The organism is Bradyrhizobium cenepequi (assembly GCF_020329485.1).
Taxonomy (GTDB): Bacteria; Pseudomonadota; Alphaproteobacteria; order Rhizobiales; family Xanthobacteraceae; genus Bradyrhizobium; species Bradyrhizobium cenepequi.
This window is the reverse complement of the sequence record NZ_JAGKJI010000029.1, coordinates 15,826-32,215: the sequence shown is the minus strand read 5'-3', so window position 1 is coordinate 32,215 and position 16,390 is coordinate 15,826. Positions and strand designations below refer to the sequence as shown.

The following is a 16,390-nucleotide window of genomic DNA, read 5'->3' as shown; positions in this document are numbered from 1 at the left end:
CCATATTCGCGCGATGACAAAGACCCCGTTTCGCCTCACGCCCTATCAAGTGCAGTTCCTGCTGATCGTCGGTTTCCTCACCGTCGGTTACGCGCTTTACCTGCGCTATCTCGTGATCGAATTCTCGACCGTCGCGCTCGCTTGCGATGCCGGCCTGCAGACCATGACCTGCAAGATGCGGGTGCTGGCGACGACCCTGTTCAGGAACTCGGTGTTCGGCATCGTCGCGCTCGTCATCGCCACGCTGCACGTGATGCGGCCGTCGATCGTCTTGATGACCGGCGGGCTGATCGCGGCGGGGCTCGGGATCGTGCTCTACAACGTCGCGCTGTCGGGGATCGCGATCGGCCTGCTCATTTTGGGCTTTGCGCGACCCGCGCCCGCCACAGCGTAAGCGCCAGCAACACATACATCGCGCAGGTCCAGACCGACTGCCAGTTGTCGGTGCCCTCATTGAGGAAGGTATAGCCGGCCCCGACCAGCAGAAGCCCGGCGAATACCGCCTCCGCGATCGGCCTTACCCCCGCCTGCGGCCGGTTGAGCAGCATCAGCAGCGCAAACGGCACCACGGCCATCGTGAGCGAGGCGAACGGAAAGTCCTTGTAGCGCGGGTCGAAGGTGAAGCCGAGCGCGGTCTCCGCCCCGATCACGGTCGTCACGATCAACGAAAGGCCGAGCAGCGCGGTGAGCAGCGTGCCCTGCCGGTATTGGCGCGGCCCGAGCAGATCCAGGAAGGTCGGCAGCGACTTCCCCGCCATCAGCGCATGCGCCGACAGGATCGGCGCCAGAGTGGCAGCTGCAAGCAGGGTCCCCCATTGCACCCAGCCGCCGGTCCCGTAGCTCTCATAGATCATCTTGTCGATGGCGACCCCGAGCAGGACTCCGGCACTGGTCGCGGAAATGCCGACCGCGATCCAAGACATGATCCTCGGCGCCCATGGCCGCCGCCGGACCGTCAGCCAGGCCACCAGGAAGGTGATGAAGCCCAGCCCAAGGCCAGCGCCCATGTACCATTTCCACAGCGGATAATTGCTGATGGCAATCCCGGGCGGATACTTCACCACCCGATTGACGCTGTCGAACAGCCCCCAATAGCCGCCGACAGTGCCCTCAAGCTGGCGCTTCCAGGGCTGGTCGTAGGCTTCGATCAGGTTGACGCGAAAGCCCTCGCGCTTAGCGAGATCGAGGATTTCGGAGACGATCCGCGCCTGGTTGGTGCGCGATGGCAGCGCGCTCTCGCGCATCCTGCCCATGCTCGGCCAGCCGGTCTCGCCGATCAGGATCTCCTTGCCCGGGAACGCCACCGCCATCCGCTTGCGGATGGCATCGACGTGGGCGGCGGCGAATTTCGCCCGCACCGGCATGTCTTCCCAGTAAGGCAGGATATGGATGGTGACGAAATCGACGGCGTCATAGACCTCACGGTTGCGCAGCCAGAATTCCCAGACATCGGCATAGGTCACGGGCACCTGGACCTGCGCCTTCACCGCGCGGACGTAAGCCGCGAGATCCACGCTCGTCATCTCCCCGCGCAGCAGCACTTCGTTGCCGACGACCAGCGCCGTGATCACGCCCGGATATTGCTTGGCGAGCCCGACCGCGACCGCTATCTGCGTCTGGTTCTTCAGCCGGTCGCTGCCGAGCCAGATTCCCTGGATGACCTTCAGCCCGACCTTGGCGGCGATGCCCGGCACCTGGTCGAGCCCGTTCTCAATCGAATAAGTGCGCACGCAGTCGGTGACCTTGGCGAGATCAGCCAAATCCTGCTCGATCTGCTCAGCCGGAATATGCGTGGTGCGAATCAGCGGCGTCTGCGTGTCGCGGAACGGCGCATAGGAGACGCATTGCAGTTTTGCATTGGGATCGATCGGCGCGCGCGACAGCGTAATCGGCGTGGCGAGCCACCACCACACGGCCGCAATCACACCTAGCGATATGAGGAGAAGCGCCAATGGCGTACGAAGAGAAATCAGTTCCATCCTCCGGAGGACCGTCGATTACCCGGTCATGCAGCGTCTGCCAAGACCACGAGTCGGGCAATACCAAGGTTGTCCTGCGACAGTTTTGCGCTGTTGCGATAAAGTTGTGACTTTGCTGGACAAAATCCGAAATACCGGTCATGGGATTCTGCCAGCGTCTCCGCCGCACTGGAGACCTATTTGGACGGCATTACGCTGTGGCCGTCGGGATGATTGTTGGGCGGGAAATCGATCGGGGAAGGTATGGGTCGACGGGTGCTTCAGTTCAAAATCGCGGTCTTGCGCCATTTCGCCACTGCCGGCCTCGCGCTTCTGATCGGTACCGGTGCCGCTTTCTCCCAAAGCGGCACCCCGAATCCGCAGGAGCAGTCGAAGCAGGGGACGAGTCCGTCCGACGCCACCAAGGAGAACCAGCGCAAGACCGACGAATTCGTCGAGGCCACGCAAGCGATCAACGGCCCAGCCGGAAACCCGGAGTGCGTCTGGCTCGGCCGGCGCGTGGTCCGGCTGATGTGGCTCGACGACCTCGACACCGCCTTCCGCCACCTCGACCTTTATGACCGCTTCGGCTGCCCCGGCGGTCATGTGCAAGCGACCTTCCGCTGCCTCACCCGGTTCGGCGCCACGATCGACGACAAGGTGCCGCGCAGCCTCGACGGCCGCATCCATGCCTGCTGGATCAACCCCGGCGCCCAGCCGCCGGCGGCTGCAGCCGCGGCGGCAGCGCCCAACCCGCAAGCATCGCCCGCGACCGCAGGCAACGCCGCGCCGGCGCCGGCCGCCTCACCTTCTCCATCGCCGTCGGCTTCGCCCTCGCCGGCTCCAAAATAACCAGCTTCAACTTGGAACGATCGCGATTTCCCTGCTTTGAGCCGCGTGGCGCCCTCAAAACGCCATGCGGTCATATCAGTTGTGGAATCGCGTGGCAGGATTATCTTCAATTTGCCGTCATGTCGGTCGAACCTAGGGGACGGGTTCGCTTTCTCCTTTCCTAGCAGGCCCCGCATGGTTTAGCCGCGATGCGCGCTGTCGCCGCCGTTCTGTTGCTTGTTACCGCTGCGCATGCCGCGCTCTGGGGCCTTCTCCAGGAAAAACAGCAGGCTCCTGACTTCCGTGGCATGCTGCCGAGCGTCTCCTATGCGCCGTTCCAGGGTAACGCGCATCCCGACGTCGACAATATCCCGCAGACCGAGAAGATTCGCGCCGACCTGAAGAAGCTGTCGACGATGACGCGCGCGATTCGCCTGTACTCGTCGACGGGCGGCGTCGAACTGGTTCCGCCGATCGCAGCCGAATTCGGCTTGAAGGTCATGGTCGGCGCCTGGATCGACAAGAATTCCGAGCGCAATGAGCGTGAGATCGACGCTGCGATCAACCTCGCCCGGCGCAATAGCAACGTTATCGGCGTCGTGGTCGGAAACGAGGTGATCTACCGCGGCGAGCAGAAGATCGAGGACCTGATCGAGCTGATCAAGCGTGTCAAGAAATCGGTCAATGTGCCCGTCACCACAGGCGAAATCTGGAACATCTGGCGCGACTATCCGCAGCTCGCCAATTCCGTCGATTTCATCGCCGCCCACGTCCTGCCGTACTGGGAGAACTTCACCGCCCAGCAGGCGGTCGATCAGGCGGTCGCCATGTTCCAGCTCCTTCGCGACCAGTTCCCGGGCAAGCGGATCGTGATCGCCGAATTCGGCTGGCCGAGCGCGGGCTACAATCTCCGGAATGCCGAGCCCGGCCCATTCGAGCAGGCCTCCGTGTTGCGCAATTTCGTCACGCGCGCCGAAGCTGTCGGCATGGACTACAACATCGTCGAGGCGATCGATCAGCCCTGGAAATTCTTCGAAGGTGGTGTCGGCCCCTATTGGGGCATCCTGAATGCCTCCCGCGAGCCGAAATTCGCCTGGACCGGGCCGATCGTGAACGAGAACTACTGGAAGCTCGCGCTGATCGCCCTCCTCTTCGGCGTCCTGATGTCACTGCCGATCCTGCGCCTGGAACGCCCGACGGTGATGCAGGCGCTGCTGCTGTCGGCTGCCGCCAACGCCGTGGGCGCCTGGGTTGCGACTGTCTTCGCCTATTGGGCCGGGCATTATTTCGTCTTCGGCTCGGCGTTCGCGCTGACGCTCGGCCTGATCCTGCTGGTTCCGCTAGTCCTGATCGCGATGGCGCGGATCGAGGAGATCGCCGATGTCGCCTTCGGACGCGGCCCGCAGCGGCTCATCACGAAGAGCGCGCCGGTCGCGCCCGCCACGATCGGCGAGCAGGTCGCCTTCCCCAAGGTTTCGATCCACATCCCCGCCTATTACGAGCCGGTGGAGATGCTGAAGCAGACGCTCGATGCCGTGTCGCGGCTCGACTATCCCAATTTCGAATGCGTCTGCATCATCAACAACACGCCCGACCCGGCGTTCTGGCAGCCGATCCAGGATCACTGCCGCGCGCTAGGCGAGCGTTTCAAGTTCATCAATGCCGAGAAGGTCCAGGGTTTCAAGGCCGGTGCCTTGCGCATCGCCATGGATCGCACCGCGGCGGACGCCGAGATCATCGGCATCATCGATGCAGACTATGTCGTGCATCCTGACTGGCTGAAAGACCTCGTGCCCGTCTTCGCCGACCCGCGCGTCGGCCTGGTGCAGGCGCCGCAGGAGCATCGCGACGGCGACCGCTCGCTGATGCACTACATCATGAATGGCGAATATGCCGGCTTCTTCGACATCGGCATGGTCCAACGCAATGAGCACAACGCCATCATCGTGCACGGCACGATGTGCCTGATCCGCCGCGCCGCGATGGACATGGCCGGCGGCTGGTCCAGCGATACCATCTGCGAGGACACCGATCTCGGGCTTGCCATCATCGAGCGCGGCTGGCTGACGCATTACACCAACCAGCGTTACGGCGAAGGCCTGTTGCCCGACACCTACGAAGCCTTCAAGAAGCAGCGCCACCGCTGGGCCTATGGCGGCTTCCAGATCGTGAAAAAGCACTGGCGGCGTTTCCTGCCCGGCGCGAGCCGGCTCTCGCCCGACCAGCGCCGCGAATTTTCGCTGGGCTGGCTGAACTGGCTGGGCGCCGAGAGCCTCGGCGTGCTGGTCGCGATCCTCAATTTGATCTGGGTGCCGATCGTCGCCTTTGCCGATATCGCCATCCCCGACAGGATCCTGACGCTGCCGATCATCGCGTCCTTCATCGTCTCGCTCGTGCATTTCGTCGCGCTGTACCGGCTGCGCGTCAAGGTGAAGGCCGGCCAGTTGCTGGGCGCCATGATCGCAGCGATGAGCGTGCAATGGACGGTGTCGCGCGCCGTGGCGCAGGGGCTGATCACCGAACACCTGGCCTTCGCGCGCACGTCCAAGGGTGGGCTGTCGCGGATGTCGATCGAATTCCAGGCGTTCTGGGAAGCGGTGATCGGCGTCCTCCTGCTGGTCGGCGCCGCCGTCCTCGTCGCCACGAACGGCTTCAAGCAGGTCCATGAGATTTACATCTTCGCCGGCGTGCTGGTGCTGCAGAGCCTGCCGTTCCTCGCCGCGGTCTCGATCGCGATCCTGGAGAATTCGCGCCTCAACTCGTTCTCGTTCTGGCGCAACAGCGCCATCCGTACCGCGGAACTGATCGGCTTGCGCCCGGTCGCTATGCCGACGATCGCCGCCCCCTCCCAGCAAACCGCCCCCGAAATCCGCCGCGACGCCAACTAAACTGCTGCCAGCCGTGGATTGATTTCGCGGCCGGACTTGAAGGAACGGCGCCAACCGCCAGCTACCCCAGAGAAATCCGGGCGCGAACGACTGCTCACTTGCCACTCTTTGCGCTATTGACCCGCCGCGCCCCGCCCCCTACACAGCGCGGGCTGGAGCATGATCCGGACAAGCGGAAGTCGGTTTCCGGCGGACCATGGCCAGACAACAACTGGAACGGGATGACGGCCGAGAACGTCGTCACGCTTCGGAAAGTGAGCGCGTAGCTCAGGTGGTAGAGCACGTGACTTTTAATCATGGGGTCGAGGGTTCGAGTCCCTCCGCGCTCACCACGACCAAAATTGTCCAGACCGACGACATCGGTAACAGACGTACCGAAGACATAGGTGACAACCTCGTGCCGATCGCGTTGATGCGCGGTCTTCGCTCTCTCAGCTTTGCTTTGTTTTGCGCGCCGCCTCAGAAGCCTCTTGCCGGCCGATTTTCTGCTCGCCCTCAAGTTTTCATTTTGCGACAAGAACTAACCCGCTGCAGGGTGTTTCTCTCTGCCAGTAAGGCGGCCGAGATGTGCGGATGTCTCCCCGTTATCCGAACACGATGCGTGCAGTCGTCGCCGCAACCGAACTCCCCGCGGATTGTGGCCTGATCTTGTCGCTCACGTGGCGGACTGCGTCAGGTGACGCGGCCATGGCGGGGCACGAAACCATTTTCCAGCGCCGACGAAAACGTCCTGAAACAAAGTACGGCTTATCTACGTTTCCAAACGAGAACAGGGATGGCTAACATGCAGTTCATATTCGACCTGTTGTGGGAACAATCGTGCAGCCGATATCTCGCCTCCTTGGCACAGCAGGAGGTGCATCAATGATCGAGGCTTCTGCAGCAATCCTCGCGCTGGTGAGCGTGGGAATCTTCCTCGCGCACGCGTTCGACGCTTATCGGATGGGTTAGCGCAAACCCGATTCCGTTTGGATGCGGTCCCGTTCGAGTGATCTTGAATGGGACGCATAGCCCTAATTCCCGCGGCCCCCGGAAACGTTTGTCACCTTGCGCGTTCTTGCAGGGAGCCAACACGGGAGGAGCGCGGATGCGAACCTCAGTTCTCGCAATGCTCATCGCGCTGGGAAGCATCACCGCGCTGCCGGTGGCGGCGCAACAGGTGACGCCCGGCAAGCAACGGATGCAGGAGGACGCCAACAAGGGCGTCAAGACCCGCAACTCCTATGTGGGCGACCAGGAGAAGCAGGGCGCGCACGTTCCCGGTCAACCTGACAAGAGCCAGACGACAGGCTCCAACAACGGAACCGGCAGACCGGGTTCTGGATCGGGCGCAAAAAGCCGATAGTGCGGTCAATCATCCGCGTCGGAGGCCGCGCCGATCGCGCCAGGAGATCCGAATGACCACCGCGGCAAAGCTCCTCGCGCAAAAGCAGCAGCTGCTTGAGCGGCTGCAGCAGGATCCCGGCCCGAACGAACGCGCCGAGATCGAGCGGCTGCTCGATCAGATCGACACCGCCCTGAATCTGTTGGATGAAGCGGGCTCGACCGGGTCCGGCGAAGAGCCCGAGAAGTGACGCCCGTCGGATAGCTGCCTGCAAAAACGCCACGCCGGATCGGGATCTCCGCGCTTTCCTTCAAATCGTGGGTCCTTGGGGCGACACCCAGGGTTTCACCTGGCCTCGTGCCATCCACCCGCGAGAGAGCCCCTGCCTTCCTCCCGGTCGGCAGGGGTTTTGTTTTTCCTCAAAGGATTGGCCCAAGAAAAAGTGTAAGATAGGCCATTAGGAACTGCTCCAGCTCATTTCGAGGATGCGCGATGGATGTTGATTTTATCGGTTACCAGCACGCGATGCTTGTCCTGATGCGCCACATACTGGCCGAACAAGCACTGCAGAGCGGCGAAGAGCCGATGCAGTGGCTCCGCAACTTCAAGACTCGGGTCGTCCAGGACATCAAGGGGACTTCAGGTCCTTCGGAGCAGGACGAACTGGCGGTGATCCCGGTGTCTCTTGCGGTCATCGACGACGTTTTTGCCGATGTCATGTAGGTAGTCTGCGAATGAGCGCGTTCGACCAGAGTGGATCCGTCACCTCGCGCCGCCGCGGGGCGCCTTGATGCGGGAGATGTCGAGGATTTCCGCCTCGCCGCTGCCAACACGGACAACGTCTCCCACGCTCCTGCCGAACAGCGCCCGCGCCAAGGGCGAGGCGTGCGAGACGGTGCCGTGAGCAGGATCCGCCTCGTCCTCGCCGACGATCCGGAAAGTCTGTCGTCGACCATCATCGCGGAGGATGGTGACCGCATGTCCGAAGCGAACCTGGCTGTCGTCCTCCGGCTCCGCCACCACATGAGCGGTGGCGTGTCTCGCGCTCCAATAGCGCAGCTCTCGTGAGGCGCTCGCGATCGCCGAGCGATCGTCTTCCGCCTGTGCGGCCGCCAGCGATTCCTGCGCCGCCGCGAGTGCAGCCTCGATCTGCGCCAGGCCTTCCCTGGTGACATCATTCGGCGCGTCCGAGATCGGCCGATCGGGCAGATCGTCAAGATTGCCCTCACCTTCCCTGACAAAGGCACGACTCATTTTGCTTCCCTGCGCGTCCAGCCGGGACGCGGATCGCCACCCTGGTCCTGCGGGCCTTCGAGGCCATTCGCTCCTGGCATCTTCATCTCCAAGGCTGGAGATTTCCAACGAGCGCGAACCGGTGTCGTTCCCTCGACCGCCTTCTTGAGAGCGGAAGCCCATGACCGCGATTCCATTCGGGATAATTCGGCATCATTTTTGGGAAGAGACGGAACGCCCCGCAGCCTCCCAGGTTATCGCCCCATCGATTGGGACGACATCATCCACCTTCCAAGGACCCCGGCAATTGCCCCCCGAGCAAGCCGGGGCCCGACTTTTCCTGCGAAGCAAAGATTGAACGCGCTGAAGTACTTCGGACCGAGCGCGAGAAGATCGGGCGATGCCACGTCTGGCGCCGGTTCTTTTAGGTCGGCCCAGCGCGAAGGCCGCTCGAGGTGCGAGCGATATCCCGAATCCAAGCTGATCGATCGCGAGCTGAAGAAGCGAGCTCAGGAAGATGCCGGGTTAAGCGAAGTCGCCGCGCCCCGAAGCGAAATTCGCGAATCGGCCAAACAAAAAAGACGAGGCCCGGTCAATCTGGAAGACCGGGCCTCGTCGCATCAACCCCCTGCCCCATCAGCGCGATGATGTCTGCTGGAACAGTCGCCTCATACGCAAAATCCACGGCGCGATCCATCCGGGCGACTACGGGACATGTCGAGCGTGTGCGATCGGCGCAGCATGATCGGACGGCCGGACCTCGTCATCGGCTCCAGCGATGCGTTGCAGCAAAAGCTGCATCCTCAGCTCTCGCTTAATTGATCGAATTGCCGGCAGCGTGCCTCGCACAGATTAGAAAGCACTGATGGAGGCTGCCATGCTCGCCGAGAAATTCATCCTGCTGCTGGAGACGCTGAGGAGCTACACCGAGAGCGACGGAAGTCAGCGCGCAGTCAGCAAATCGCCGCACGTCCCGGTCCAGCTCCCGAGCCGCAAGTAGTCTACACCCCGTTCAGGGCTGTGACCCGGGACGACAATACGGTTTGAGCGTTTGACGCGAACATCGCAATGATCGCCGCCGTGCTGGTCGGCATCAGACTCGCGATGGGATATGCGGCGCGCTCATCCGGACAGCACCAATAAAGATGCCAGTCCGGATCATTGGCGGCTCGAAATACAACCCTGGCGCTTTTTGTTCTAGGTGTTTTGCGACGAATCAGACGTACTGCAGCCTTGATCGTTTCTCATGAGATTTTGGCGGCATGACCCAGCCAGACATCTTGGATCAAGACATGCGTTCGCTGCAGGAATGGCTTCGTGCCGCCTGGCAGCAACTCGCCGATCCCTCGCTCACGCCTTTCGGCCGGCGTGAGCTGCGCAACCAGATGAAGCAATGCAACGCCGACTTGCGCGCGCATCTCAGACGGGCCGCTGAGCTGGAGCCGAAACAGAGCGCGGAGCCGGAGCGCAGCTTCGCAACACCCGAGATGCGCATTCTCGGCTGGCGCTAGAAACGCTTCCGGGCGGCGCAGACAGAGCATGATCCGATCAGATCGAATCGGCCGCGGATTGGCTTCACCTCCTCCGCTTGCGAGGGAGGTCGGCCGGCGAATGCCGCGTGAGAGCTCTCTCCACACGCTCGGATAATTGCGAATTGCGGGGAGACCCCGCCCCAGTCCCCCAGCCGGCGCGGTGATGACGCCGCGCCATGATGCTCGCGCCGTGTCTTGTTGTGGCAGCTGTGAAGGGCCAGCCTCGCGTGCCGAAGCCAGCCCTTCAATGCTAAATGCGGTGGGTAGCCTTGATCATTTCTGCCGCGCGTTCACCAATGACGACACAGGGCGCCATGGTGTTTCCGCTGGTGATGTTTGGCATGATCGACGCATCCGCGATGCGGAGCTTTTCGATCCCATAGACCTTGAGCCGACTATCGACCACCGACATCGAGTCACGCCCCATTTTTGCGGTACAAGACTGATGCCAATAAGTGACCGCGGCATTTCGCGCGTAGTTTCGCATAGCCCCTTCATCAAGGTTACCAGGCAGAGCCTCGCGACTTACCAGGTCGGCGAACACTCTATGGCCGCCGAGTTCGCGACACAGTTCGATGTTGGCGAGGGCTGTCGTGAGATCGTCCGGATGCGAGAGTGTGTTGGCTTCAATGAGAACCGGATCCTGCAGATTTGGACCAGACAGATGGACCGATCCACGGCTCTTGGGATGGGCCAGTCCCGCAAACATCGTCCAGCCGTGCGCTGGAACACCCAATGATGCGGTTTCTGCACTCGGAACCGAAAATTCCACCTGACAATGAAACATGTCAGGAAGCTTCAAGCGCGCGTCGCTTGACCAGTATAGCGTGGCCTCTGAGCCTCCATATCCGATCCGCTGCGGCTCCCTGTATTCAAAGATGCAACCGAAAGACACGTGATCTTGGTGATTCTGACCTACACCTCCCAAATGTTGAATGGTTGGGATGCCGTGCCGCCGGAGTTCTGCATCGGGTCCGATACCCGACTGCATAAGCACCTTCGGTGTGTTAATAGCGCCAAGGGAGAGTATTACTTCGTGTTCAGCACGATATTGGCAATACTCACCATCTTGGATGACCTCCACGCCGATAACCGACGTTCCGTTGAAAATCAGCTTGCTTACCAGGGTATGCGTGCGGATCGTGAGATTGTGTTGCCCCCGTCGAGGCTGGACGTAGGAGCGGAACACCGAGACGCGCCGTCCGTCGCGAACGATCAAGTCATTGATAGCGACGCCTCCCCGACCCTCCATCATCTCGCCATTGGGACTATTGAAGCGCGGCACACCTAACGCCTGGGCAGCCTCGATCATGGCCAAGGCGACCGGCTGTGGCTGCGCGGCCGAGTTAACGAAGACGGGGCCACCGATGCCGCGTCGCAGAGGGTCCTTCGCACCCTGCCAGTTCTCAATGCGACGATAGATTCCAAGAACTGATTGGTATCCCCAGGCGGGATCGCCAGCTTCCGCAGCGAAGTGCTCCCAGTCGTTCTTATGGCCTCTCGCCCAGACCATGACGTTGATGCTGGACCCACCGCCAAGCACCTTGCCCATGTTGAGTGGGATGGCGCGGCCATTCAGATGAGGGTTAGGGGTGGCGGTGAAGCACCAATCACGGTCCGAACCCAAATTGGAGGGCCAGGCGGCCGGAGCCATGACCGCCGCAACATCATCGTCTCCTCCAGCCTCGAGCAGCAACACGCGGACTTCGGGATTCTCCGCCAAACGTGCCGCGACAACCGATCCCGAAGACCCGGCGCCGCAGACGATGAAATCATAAACTTCGTAGGCTTCTCCGTGGCTTCCACCGGGCTTGCGCGAATCTGCCCGAGATTGTGAGCGAGACTGGATAGTGGCCATCGATTTTCGTCCTCCGGTTGTGCCGATTGAATTTACTCGCCACCAGGTGGCTGGATGATGGGAAGCCGCACACACACGCACGCTGTGGCCATGCCACGCCTATATGAACTATCAATTATATCAAATATATCAAATATAGTTGATTTTCACGGTGATGTGCGTACCTTCGGCAAGCACCTGGATCTCAAGGCGAAACCGCTGCAGCTATACAAAGTCGGGCACGTTACGAAGCTTGGAAAATGGACAAGGACATTCTGACCACGTCTCAAGCGGCAAAATTACTCGGCATATCGGTGCGTACAGCCCAGTTGCTGATCGAGGGCGGCTCGTTGATCTCCTGGAAAACGCCCGGCGGTCATCGACGCGTCTACCGGGCCGACGTTCTGACTTTGATGGCTCGACGGAACGCCGTTCGGCATGCTGACTCGGCGCGTGTTCTTCTCCTCACCTCGCCGGAGCGGTTATCGATACTCGGAGAGCAGCTCGCCGCCATCGGTGGATGTACCGTCGAAGCTTATACGAGTGCGTATGCGGCATCGTCGTCGATAGGCTCCCGAGCTCCAGCCGCCGTCGTCGTTGATGTCGATATGGACCGCAGAGAAGGAACATCGTTCTTGGACTACCTGGCGTCGAGCTCCGTCATTAGAATGACGAAGCTTATTGGCTTTGGAGGTGCCTCATCCTTTCCAAGTGCCATTGCTGCCCGGTTGCATGCGATGGTGTCGAACCCGCAAGAGCTCACCGATGCAATGCGCATCGCATTAAAGGGCACGAGCGAGCCGGCCGAGTTGCTCCCGGGAGAAGCATCATTTCCACTTGCCTTAAACGAGACCCAGCGACTGGCGGCCCTGGAGAGATCCGGCTTGTTGGGCGCAGAGCCCTTAGAAGCGCTGGACGAATTGACTTGGCTGGCGAGCTACAGTCTGAAGACGCCCGTCGCTTTGGTGACCCTGCTCACATCGAATCACCAATTCTTCAAATCGCGCCAGGGCCTCGAAATGACTGAGACACCGCGAAGCTGGGCATTTTGCAATTACACCATACTGCAGAGAGGGATTTTCGCTGTTGCCGATTTGTCTCTTGACGAGCGATTTGTCTCCAATCCGGCCGTTGCTGGCGAACCTTACTTTCGCTTCTATGCGGGCGTCCCAATCGTCGATGCCGACGGATTCGCGTTGGGATCATTGTGCGTCATCGACCGCGAGCCGCGCAGGCTGGATGCTGATCAAGAGCACCTCCTTCGACTGCTCGCGAAACTTGCTTCCGGCGAAGTTCAGTCGCGAGCCACGCAAGGCCTCTTGTCGGGCCCCCAAGGTTTTTGATGCAAATGCTTTGGTCCCCTTTTGAACCGTCACTTGTAGCCCTGATACGTCCGCACTTCGACTGTTCAGCCGGATTGTCCGAGCGCATGTGATCGGTGGTGCCAACAGTGCACGATGGCCTGGCTTCATGGCGTGACATGCCCCTCACCAAACCTGTGTTAACACATTTGCGCGGCGCGCCTGTTCCGGACGGCGTCGGGAAGCCGCAACCAGTCGGATTGCGCTTCCTATATGTTCGGTCCTGTCGCGGCTGAGCTCGAAAAAGGTTTATCGTGCTTTATCTAGAACTTGCGATCGTTTTTGTTCTGATTGTCGTCAACGGCCTGCTTTCGATGTCGGAACTGGCGATCGTTTCCTCCCGGCCGGCACGGCTGGCGGGACTGGTGGAAAAGGGCGTGAGCGGCTCGCGGCGGGCGCTGGCGCTTTCATCCGATCCGGGCAAATTCCTTTCCACCGTGCAGATCGGCATTACCCTGATCGGCGTGCTGTCAGGTGCGTTCTCCGGGGCAACGCTCGGACAACGGGTCTCGCAGTGGCTGCTGGGGCTGGGCGTTTCGCAAACGCTCGCGGATGCCATCGGCGTCGGTCTTGTCGTCACCGTCATCACTTATGCCTCGCTGATCGTCGGCGAACTCGTCCCCAAGCAGATCGCGCTGCGCGATCCCGAGGCGATCGCGGTCAAGGTCGCGCCAGCGATGGTGTGGATGGCGAGGATCTCGCTGCCATTGGTTTGGCTGCTCGACCGCTCCGGCAAGGCGCTGCTGTGGCTGCTTGGCCATCGCGGCGAAGCCGAGGAAAAGGTCAGCGAGGAGGAAATCAGGACGCTGGTGGTCGAAGCCGAAAACGCTGGCGTGCTCGAGCCCGGCGAGAAAGAGATGATCGCGGGCGTGATGCGGCTCGGCGATCTCCCGGTCGGCGCGGTGATGACGCCGCGCCACGAGGTCAGTTCGATCGACCTTGCCGATACCCCTTCCGAGATCTACGCCACGCTGCTTGAGACCAGCCACTCGCGCGTCGTCGTGTTCGACACCAATCGCGATATTGCACTGGGCATCGTGCAGGCGAAGGATCTGCTCGATGCGTATCTGTCTGGCGAAACGCCGGACATCCGCTCACTGGTCCGTGAGGCGCCGGTGATTCCGGAGACCGTCGATGCACGCGACGTGATCGCGATCCTTCGCGATTCCGCCGTCCATATCGGGCTCGTGCACGATGAATACGGCACCTTCCAGGGCGTGGTGACGAGCGCCGACATCCTGGAAGCGATCGTCGGCGCCTTCCACACAGAGGAAGGGCCCGCCGAGCCCGCTTACGTCAGGCGCGATGACGGCTCCTACCTGATCTCGGGCTGGATGCCGGCGCTGGAATTTGCCGACTTGCTCGGCATCACCCTGCCCTCGCCGCGGCCCTACCAGACCTTTGCCGGCTTCCTGCTGCAGGAATTCGGCGCGATTCCCAATGTCGGCGAAAAAGTCACGGCCCATGGCTGGCGATTCGAGATCGTCGACCTCGACGGCCGGCGCATCGACAAGGCAATGGCCAGCCGCGTGGAAGAGACGTGACTTGGCTCTTCTGGCCAGGAAATCCTGTCGGTTCCCTGCCCTGCCGTAACGGCTGTTGCGCACCCGTCCCATGCGCCGGACCGGCTCGCTGCAGCGCCGTTCTGTTGATAACCAGGAACTTGTCCATCCCCGGCGGCGGGACAGCCGGCCCCCTGTGCTATCGGCATAACGGCAAGATCAGGTACGGAACACAGATATGCGGATCACCCTTGTCGGTTCCCGCCATTTCGGCGTGGCGACCTTGAATATGCTGCGCCAACGTGAAGTCGATGTCGCCAGGGTCGTGGTGCACGATGGCGAAGACCGGCTGGCGGCAGCCGCCCGGGCCACAGGCATCGACGTGGTGGTGCAGGCCAATCCCAAACTCGTCACGGCCGCCGAGATTGCGCCCAAAACCGACCTGATTGTGACCGCCCACAGCCACGCCCGCGTCAGCAAGGAAGCGCTGGCCGCCGCGAAACTCGGTGGGGTCGGCTACCACCCTTCGCTGCTGCCGCGACACCGCGGCATCGCTGCGGTGGAATGGACCATCAAGGAAGGCGATCCGATCGCCGGCGGCAGCATCTATCATCTCGCCGACCGCATGGATGCCGGCGCCATCGCGGCGCAGGACTGGGTGTTCGTCAAGAAGGGCGAAACAGCGCGCGAGCTCTGGGACCGTGCGCTGGCGCCGCTGGGCCTTCGGCTGCTCGCCGAGGTGGTCGACTACGCGAGAGCCCACGGCAGCCTTCCCGCCAGGCCACAGGACGAGCAGTTCGCGACCAAGGCACCGAGTCTTTCGGACGCCGGGCACTGAAGGCCAGCCGCAAGCATCGAGCGCGCAATTTCGAACACGCCGATTCACCATCGCAGTTCACTATGCGAATTCACCATGACGTGTTTGATGTCACAGGAACTTTTTGCCTTCCACAGGACGGCCCATTTTGAACACATTGTGACTGGATAAGCCGGATTGATCACACACATTTCAAGGAAATCTGATCCATGCGTCCTGACCGCATTCGCGCGCTGCTGTTTGCGTCTTTTCTCGGTTCTGCTGCCCTGATTTCTGCCCCTGTTTCGGCCCAGCAGCCCTATGATGGCCTTTGGCAGGTCACCGTGGTCACCAAAACCGGAAGCTGCCAGCCTTCGAGCTCCTCCACGGTGACGGTCGCAGACGGTCAAATCTCCGCGCCGGGCGCCGCTATCTCAGGTAGGGTTGGCCGCGAGGGACTTGTGCGGGTCTCGATCAATGGTGCATATGCGAACGGTCAACTCAGTGGCAACTCCGGATCGGGGAAGTGGAATGGGGCGTCAGCAGGCGTGCCGTGCAGCGGTCGATGGGAAGCGTCTCGTCAGTAAGATCCACCGGATCTCGGAACTACTCCTTTCCGCACGACGACTGACGTTCGCAGCCGCATTCGCAATAACGACGTTTGCAGTTTCCCCCAGCCATGCCCAATCCGGCCCGTTCGCCGGAATGGCCGGCACCTGGCATGGCGGCGGCAGCGTGACCTTGGACGACGGCTCCAGGGAGCGCATCCGCTGCCGCGCGACCTACCGCGTCGGCGGCGTCAACATGGCCATGTCACTCACCTGCGCCAGCGATGCCTACAAGTTCAACCTGCAGGCCGATGTGGTCGCCCGAGGCAGCGCGATCTCCGGCAACTGGAGCGAATCCAGCCGCGGGATCAGTGGCAATCTGCAGGGCCGCGGCGGCGCCGGTAATTTCCAGGTTGCCGCCAGTGCCGGCGGGTTCAACGCCAACCTCAGCATGAGGACGAGCGGCAACAGGCAATCCGTCAGCATCAGCGCGGACAGCGGTTTCCGCTCGGCCAGTATTTCACTGGCGAGATAGCGCGCGATCACCGCCTGCAGAAGCAGCCGACGATCACGCAACTGG

The 16,390-nt window shown here is 61.7% G+C and carries 16 protein-coding genes and 1 tRNA gene; 14 read left to right on the top strand and 3 right to left on the bottom strand.

The genetic code is table 11. The annotated features are described in order from the left end of the window. Positions 1–13 precede the first annotated feature (13 nt). Positions 14–394: a hypothetical protein gene (locus J6497_RS26220; RefSeq protein WP_225707169.1), complete on the top strand. Its 381-nt coding sequence runs from the start codon at positions 14–16 to the stop codon at positions 392–394. On the opposite strand, the gene J6497_RS26215 is transcribed toward J6497_RS26220, so the two are convergent. Continuing rightward, the gene (locus J6497_RS26215; RefSeq protein WP_225707168.1) at positions 354–1,979 is read right to left on the bottom strand and encodes a glycoside hydrolase family 17 protein; all 1,626 of its coding nucleotides are present in this window, start codon (positions 1,977–1,979) and stop codon (positions 354–356) included. The two genes, J6497_RS26220 and J6497_RS26215, sit on opposite strands and share 41 nt — an antisense overlap. Positions 1,980–2,222: 243 nt before the next feature. On the opposite strand from J6497_RS26215, the gene J6497_RS26210 reads away from it, so the two are divergent. From J6497_RS26210 to J6497_RS26185, 6 genes are all read left to right on the top strand, one after another. Further along, on the top strand, positions 2,223–2,810 hold the full coding sequence (locus tag J6497_RS26210; protein WP_225707167.1) for a beta-1-3, beta-1-6-glucan biosynthesis protein: 588 nt from the start codon (positions 2,223–2,225) through the stop codon (positions 2,808–2,810). Positions 2,811–2,998: 188 nt separating this feature from the next. Then, a complete protein-coding gene (locus tag J6497_RS26205; RefSeq protein ID WP_225707166.1) occupies positions 2,999–5,677 on the top strand; it encodes a glycosyltransferase in 2,679 nt (892 codons plus the stop codon). 256 nt (positions 5,678–5,933) lie between these two features. After that, positions 5,934–6,009: transfer RNA gene (locus J6497_RS26200), tRNA-Lys, on the top strand. A gap of 755 nt (positions 6,010–6,764) precedes the next feature. Then, entirely contained in the window at positions 6,765–7,022 is a 258-nt protein-coding gene (locus tag J6497_RS26195) for a hypothetical protein (RefSeq protein ID WP_225707165.1), read from the top strand. Between the two features lie 52 nt (positions 7,023–7,074). Then, entirely contained in the window at positions 7,075–7,251 is a 177-nt protein-coding gene (locus tag J6497_RS26190) for a hypothetical protein (protein WP_225707164.1), read from the top strand. Positions 7,252–7,493: 242 nt separating this feature from the next. Continuing rightward, positions 7,494–7,724, top strand: coding sequence for a hypothetical protein (locus J6497_RS26185; RefSeq protein WP_225707163.1), 231 nt, complete (start codon positions 7,494–7,496; stop codon positions 7,722–7,724). A 39-nt stretch (positions 7,725–7,763) separates the two neighbouring features. Here J6497_RS26185 and greA read toward each other — a convergent pair whose 3' ends face one another. After that, on the bottom strand, positions 7,764–8,255 hold the full coding sequence (gene greA / locus J6497_RS26180; RefSeq protein ID WP_225707162.1) for a transcription elongation factor GreA: 492 nt from the start codon (positions 8,253–8,255) through the stop codon (positions 7,764–7,766). Between the two features lie 856 nt (positions 8,256–9,111). On the opposite strand from greA, the gene J6497_RS41280 reads away from it, so the two are divergent. Together J6497_RS41280 and J6497_RS26175 are read left to right on the top strand one after the other, a co-directional pair. Next, positions 9,112–9,234, top strand: coding sequence for a hypothetical protein (locus J6497_RS41280; protein ID WP_283845036.1), 123 nt, complete (start codon positions 9,112–9,114; stop codon positions 9,232–9,234). Positions 9,235–9,526: 292 nt separating this feature from the next. After that, positions 9,527–9,745, top strand: a complete 219-nt coding sequence (locus J6497_RS26175; RefSeq protein ID WP_225707161.1) for a hypothetical protein — start codon at positions 9,527–9,529, stop codon at positions 9,743–9,745. A 271-nt stretch (positions 9,746–10,016) separates the two neighbouring features. Here the strand turns inward: J6497_RS26175 and J6497_RS26170 are convergent, their stop codons facing one another. Continuing rightward, positions 10,017–11,624: a GMC family oxidoreductase gene (locus J6497_RS26170; protein ID WP_225707160.1), complete on the bottom strand. Its 1,608-nt coding sequence runs from the start codon at positions 11,622–11,624 to the stop codon at positions 10,017–10,019. Positions 11,625–11,863: 239 nt separating this feature from the next. Between J6497_RS26170 and J6497_RS26165 the strand changes: the two genes are divergently transcribed. The 5 genes from J6497_RS26165 (at position 11,864) to J6497_RS26145 (ending at position 16,345) form a co-directional block, all read left to right on the top strand. Beyond that, positions 11,864–12,946 carry a GAF domain-containing protein gene (locus tag J6497_RS26165; protein WP_225707159.1) on the top strand — a complete coding sequence of 361 codons (1,083 nt, stop codon included), beginning with the start codon at positions 11,864–11,866 and terminating at the stop codon, positions 12,944–12,946. Positions 12,947–13,218: 272 nt separating this feature from the next. Further along, on the top strand, positions 13,219–14,508 hold the full coding sequence (locus J6497_RS26160) for a hemolysin family protein (RefSeq protein WP_225707158.1): 1,290 nt from the start codon (positions 13,219–13,221) through the stop codon (positions 14,506–14,508). A gap of 196 nt (positions 14,509–14,704) precedes the next feature. Then, a complete protein-coding gene (locus tag J6497_RS26155) occupies positions 14,705–15,304 on the top strand; it encodes a formyltransferase family protein (RefSeq protein ID WP_225707157.1) in 600 nt (199 codons plus the stop codon). A 188-nt stretch (positions 15,305–15,492) separates the two neighbouring features. After that, positions 15,493–15,849, top strand: a complete 357-nt coding sequence (locus J6497_RS26150) for a hypothetical protein (protein WP_225707156.1) — start codon at positions 15,493–15,495, stop codon at positions 15,847–15,849. Beyond that, a complete protein-coding gene (locus tag J6497_RS26145; RefSeq protein ID WP_225707155.1) occupies positions 15,794–16,345 on the top strand; it encodes a hypothetical protein in 552 nt (183 codons plus the stop codon). Before J6497_RS26150 ends, J6497_RS26145 begins: the two co-directional genes overlap by 56 nt. The last annotated feature ends 45 nt before the right edge of the window (positions 16,346–16,390 follow it).

Excerpts from the sequence above, each read along its gene's own strand:
- J6497_RS26185 (WP_225707163.1), top strand. The coding sequence starts at position 7,494 with ATGGATGTTGATTTTATCGGTTACCAGCACGCGATGCTTGTCCTGATG.
- J6497_RS26220 (WP_225707169.1), top strand. The coding sequence starts at position 14 with ATGACAAAGACCCCGTTTCGCCTCACGCCCTATCAAGTGCAGTTCCTG.
- J6497_RS26175 (WP_225707161.1), top strand. The coding sequence starts at position 9,527 with ATGCGTTCGCTGCAGGAATGGCTTCGTGCCGCCTGGCAGCAACTCGCC.
- J6497_RS26155 (WP_225707157.1), top strand. The coding sequence starts at position 14,705 with ATGCGGATCACCCTTGTCGGTTCCCGCCATTTCGGCGTGGCGACCTTG.
- J6497_RS26195 (WP_225707165.1), top strand. The coding sequence starts at position 6,765 with ATGCGAACCTCAGTTCTCGCAATGCTCATCGCGCTGGGAAGCATCACC.
- J6497_RS26210 (WP_225707167.1), top strand. The coding sequence starts at position 2,223 with ATGGGTCGACGGGTGCTTCAGTTCAAAATCGCGGTCTTGCGCCATTTC.
- greA (WP_225707162.1), bottom strand. The coding sequence starts at position 8,255 with ATGAGTCGTGCCTTTGTCAGGGAAGGTGAGGGCAATCTTGACGATCTG.
- J6497_RS26215 (WP_225707168.1), bottom strand. The coding sequence starts at position 1,979 with ATGGAACTGATTTCTCTTCGTACGCCATTGGCGCTTCTCCTCATATCG.
- J6497_RS26190 (WP_225707164.1), top strand. The coding sequence starts at position 7,075 with ATGACCACCGCGGCAAAGCTCCTCGCGCAAAAGCAGCAGCTGCTTGAG.
- J6497_RS41280 (WP_283845036.1), top strand. The coding sequence starts at position 9,112 with ATGCTCGCCGAGAAATTCATCCTGCTGCTGGAGACGCTGAGGAGCTAC.
- J6497_RS26150 (WP_225707156.1), top strand. The coding sequence starts at position 15,493 with ATGCGTCCTGACCGCATTCGCGCGCTGCTGTTTGCGTCTTTTCTCGGT.
- J6497_RS26145 (WP_225707155.1), top strand. The coding sequence starts at position 15,794 with ATGGGGCGTCAGCAGGCGTGCCGTGCAGCGGTCGATGGGAAGCGTCTC.
- J6497_RS26165 (WP_225707159.1), top strand. The coding sequence starts at position 11,864 with ATGGACAAGGACATTCTGACCACGTCTCAAGCGGCAAAATTACTCGGC.
- J6497_RS26205 (WP_225707166.1), top strand. The coding sequence starts at position 2,999 with ATGCGCGCTGTCGCCGCCGTTCTGTTGCTTGTTACCGCTGCGCATGCC.
- J6497_RS26170 (WP_225707160.1), bottom strand. The coding sequence starts at position 11,624 with ATGGCCACTATCCAGTCTCGCTCACAATCTCGGGCAGATTCGCGCAAG.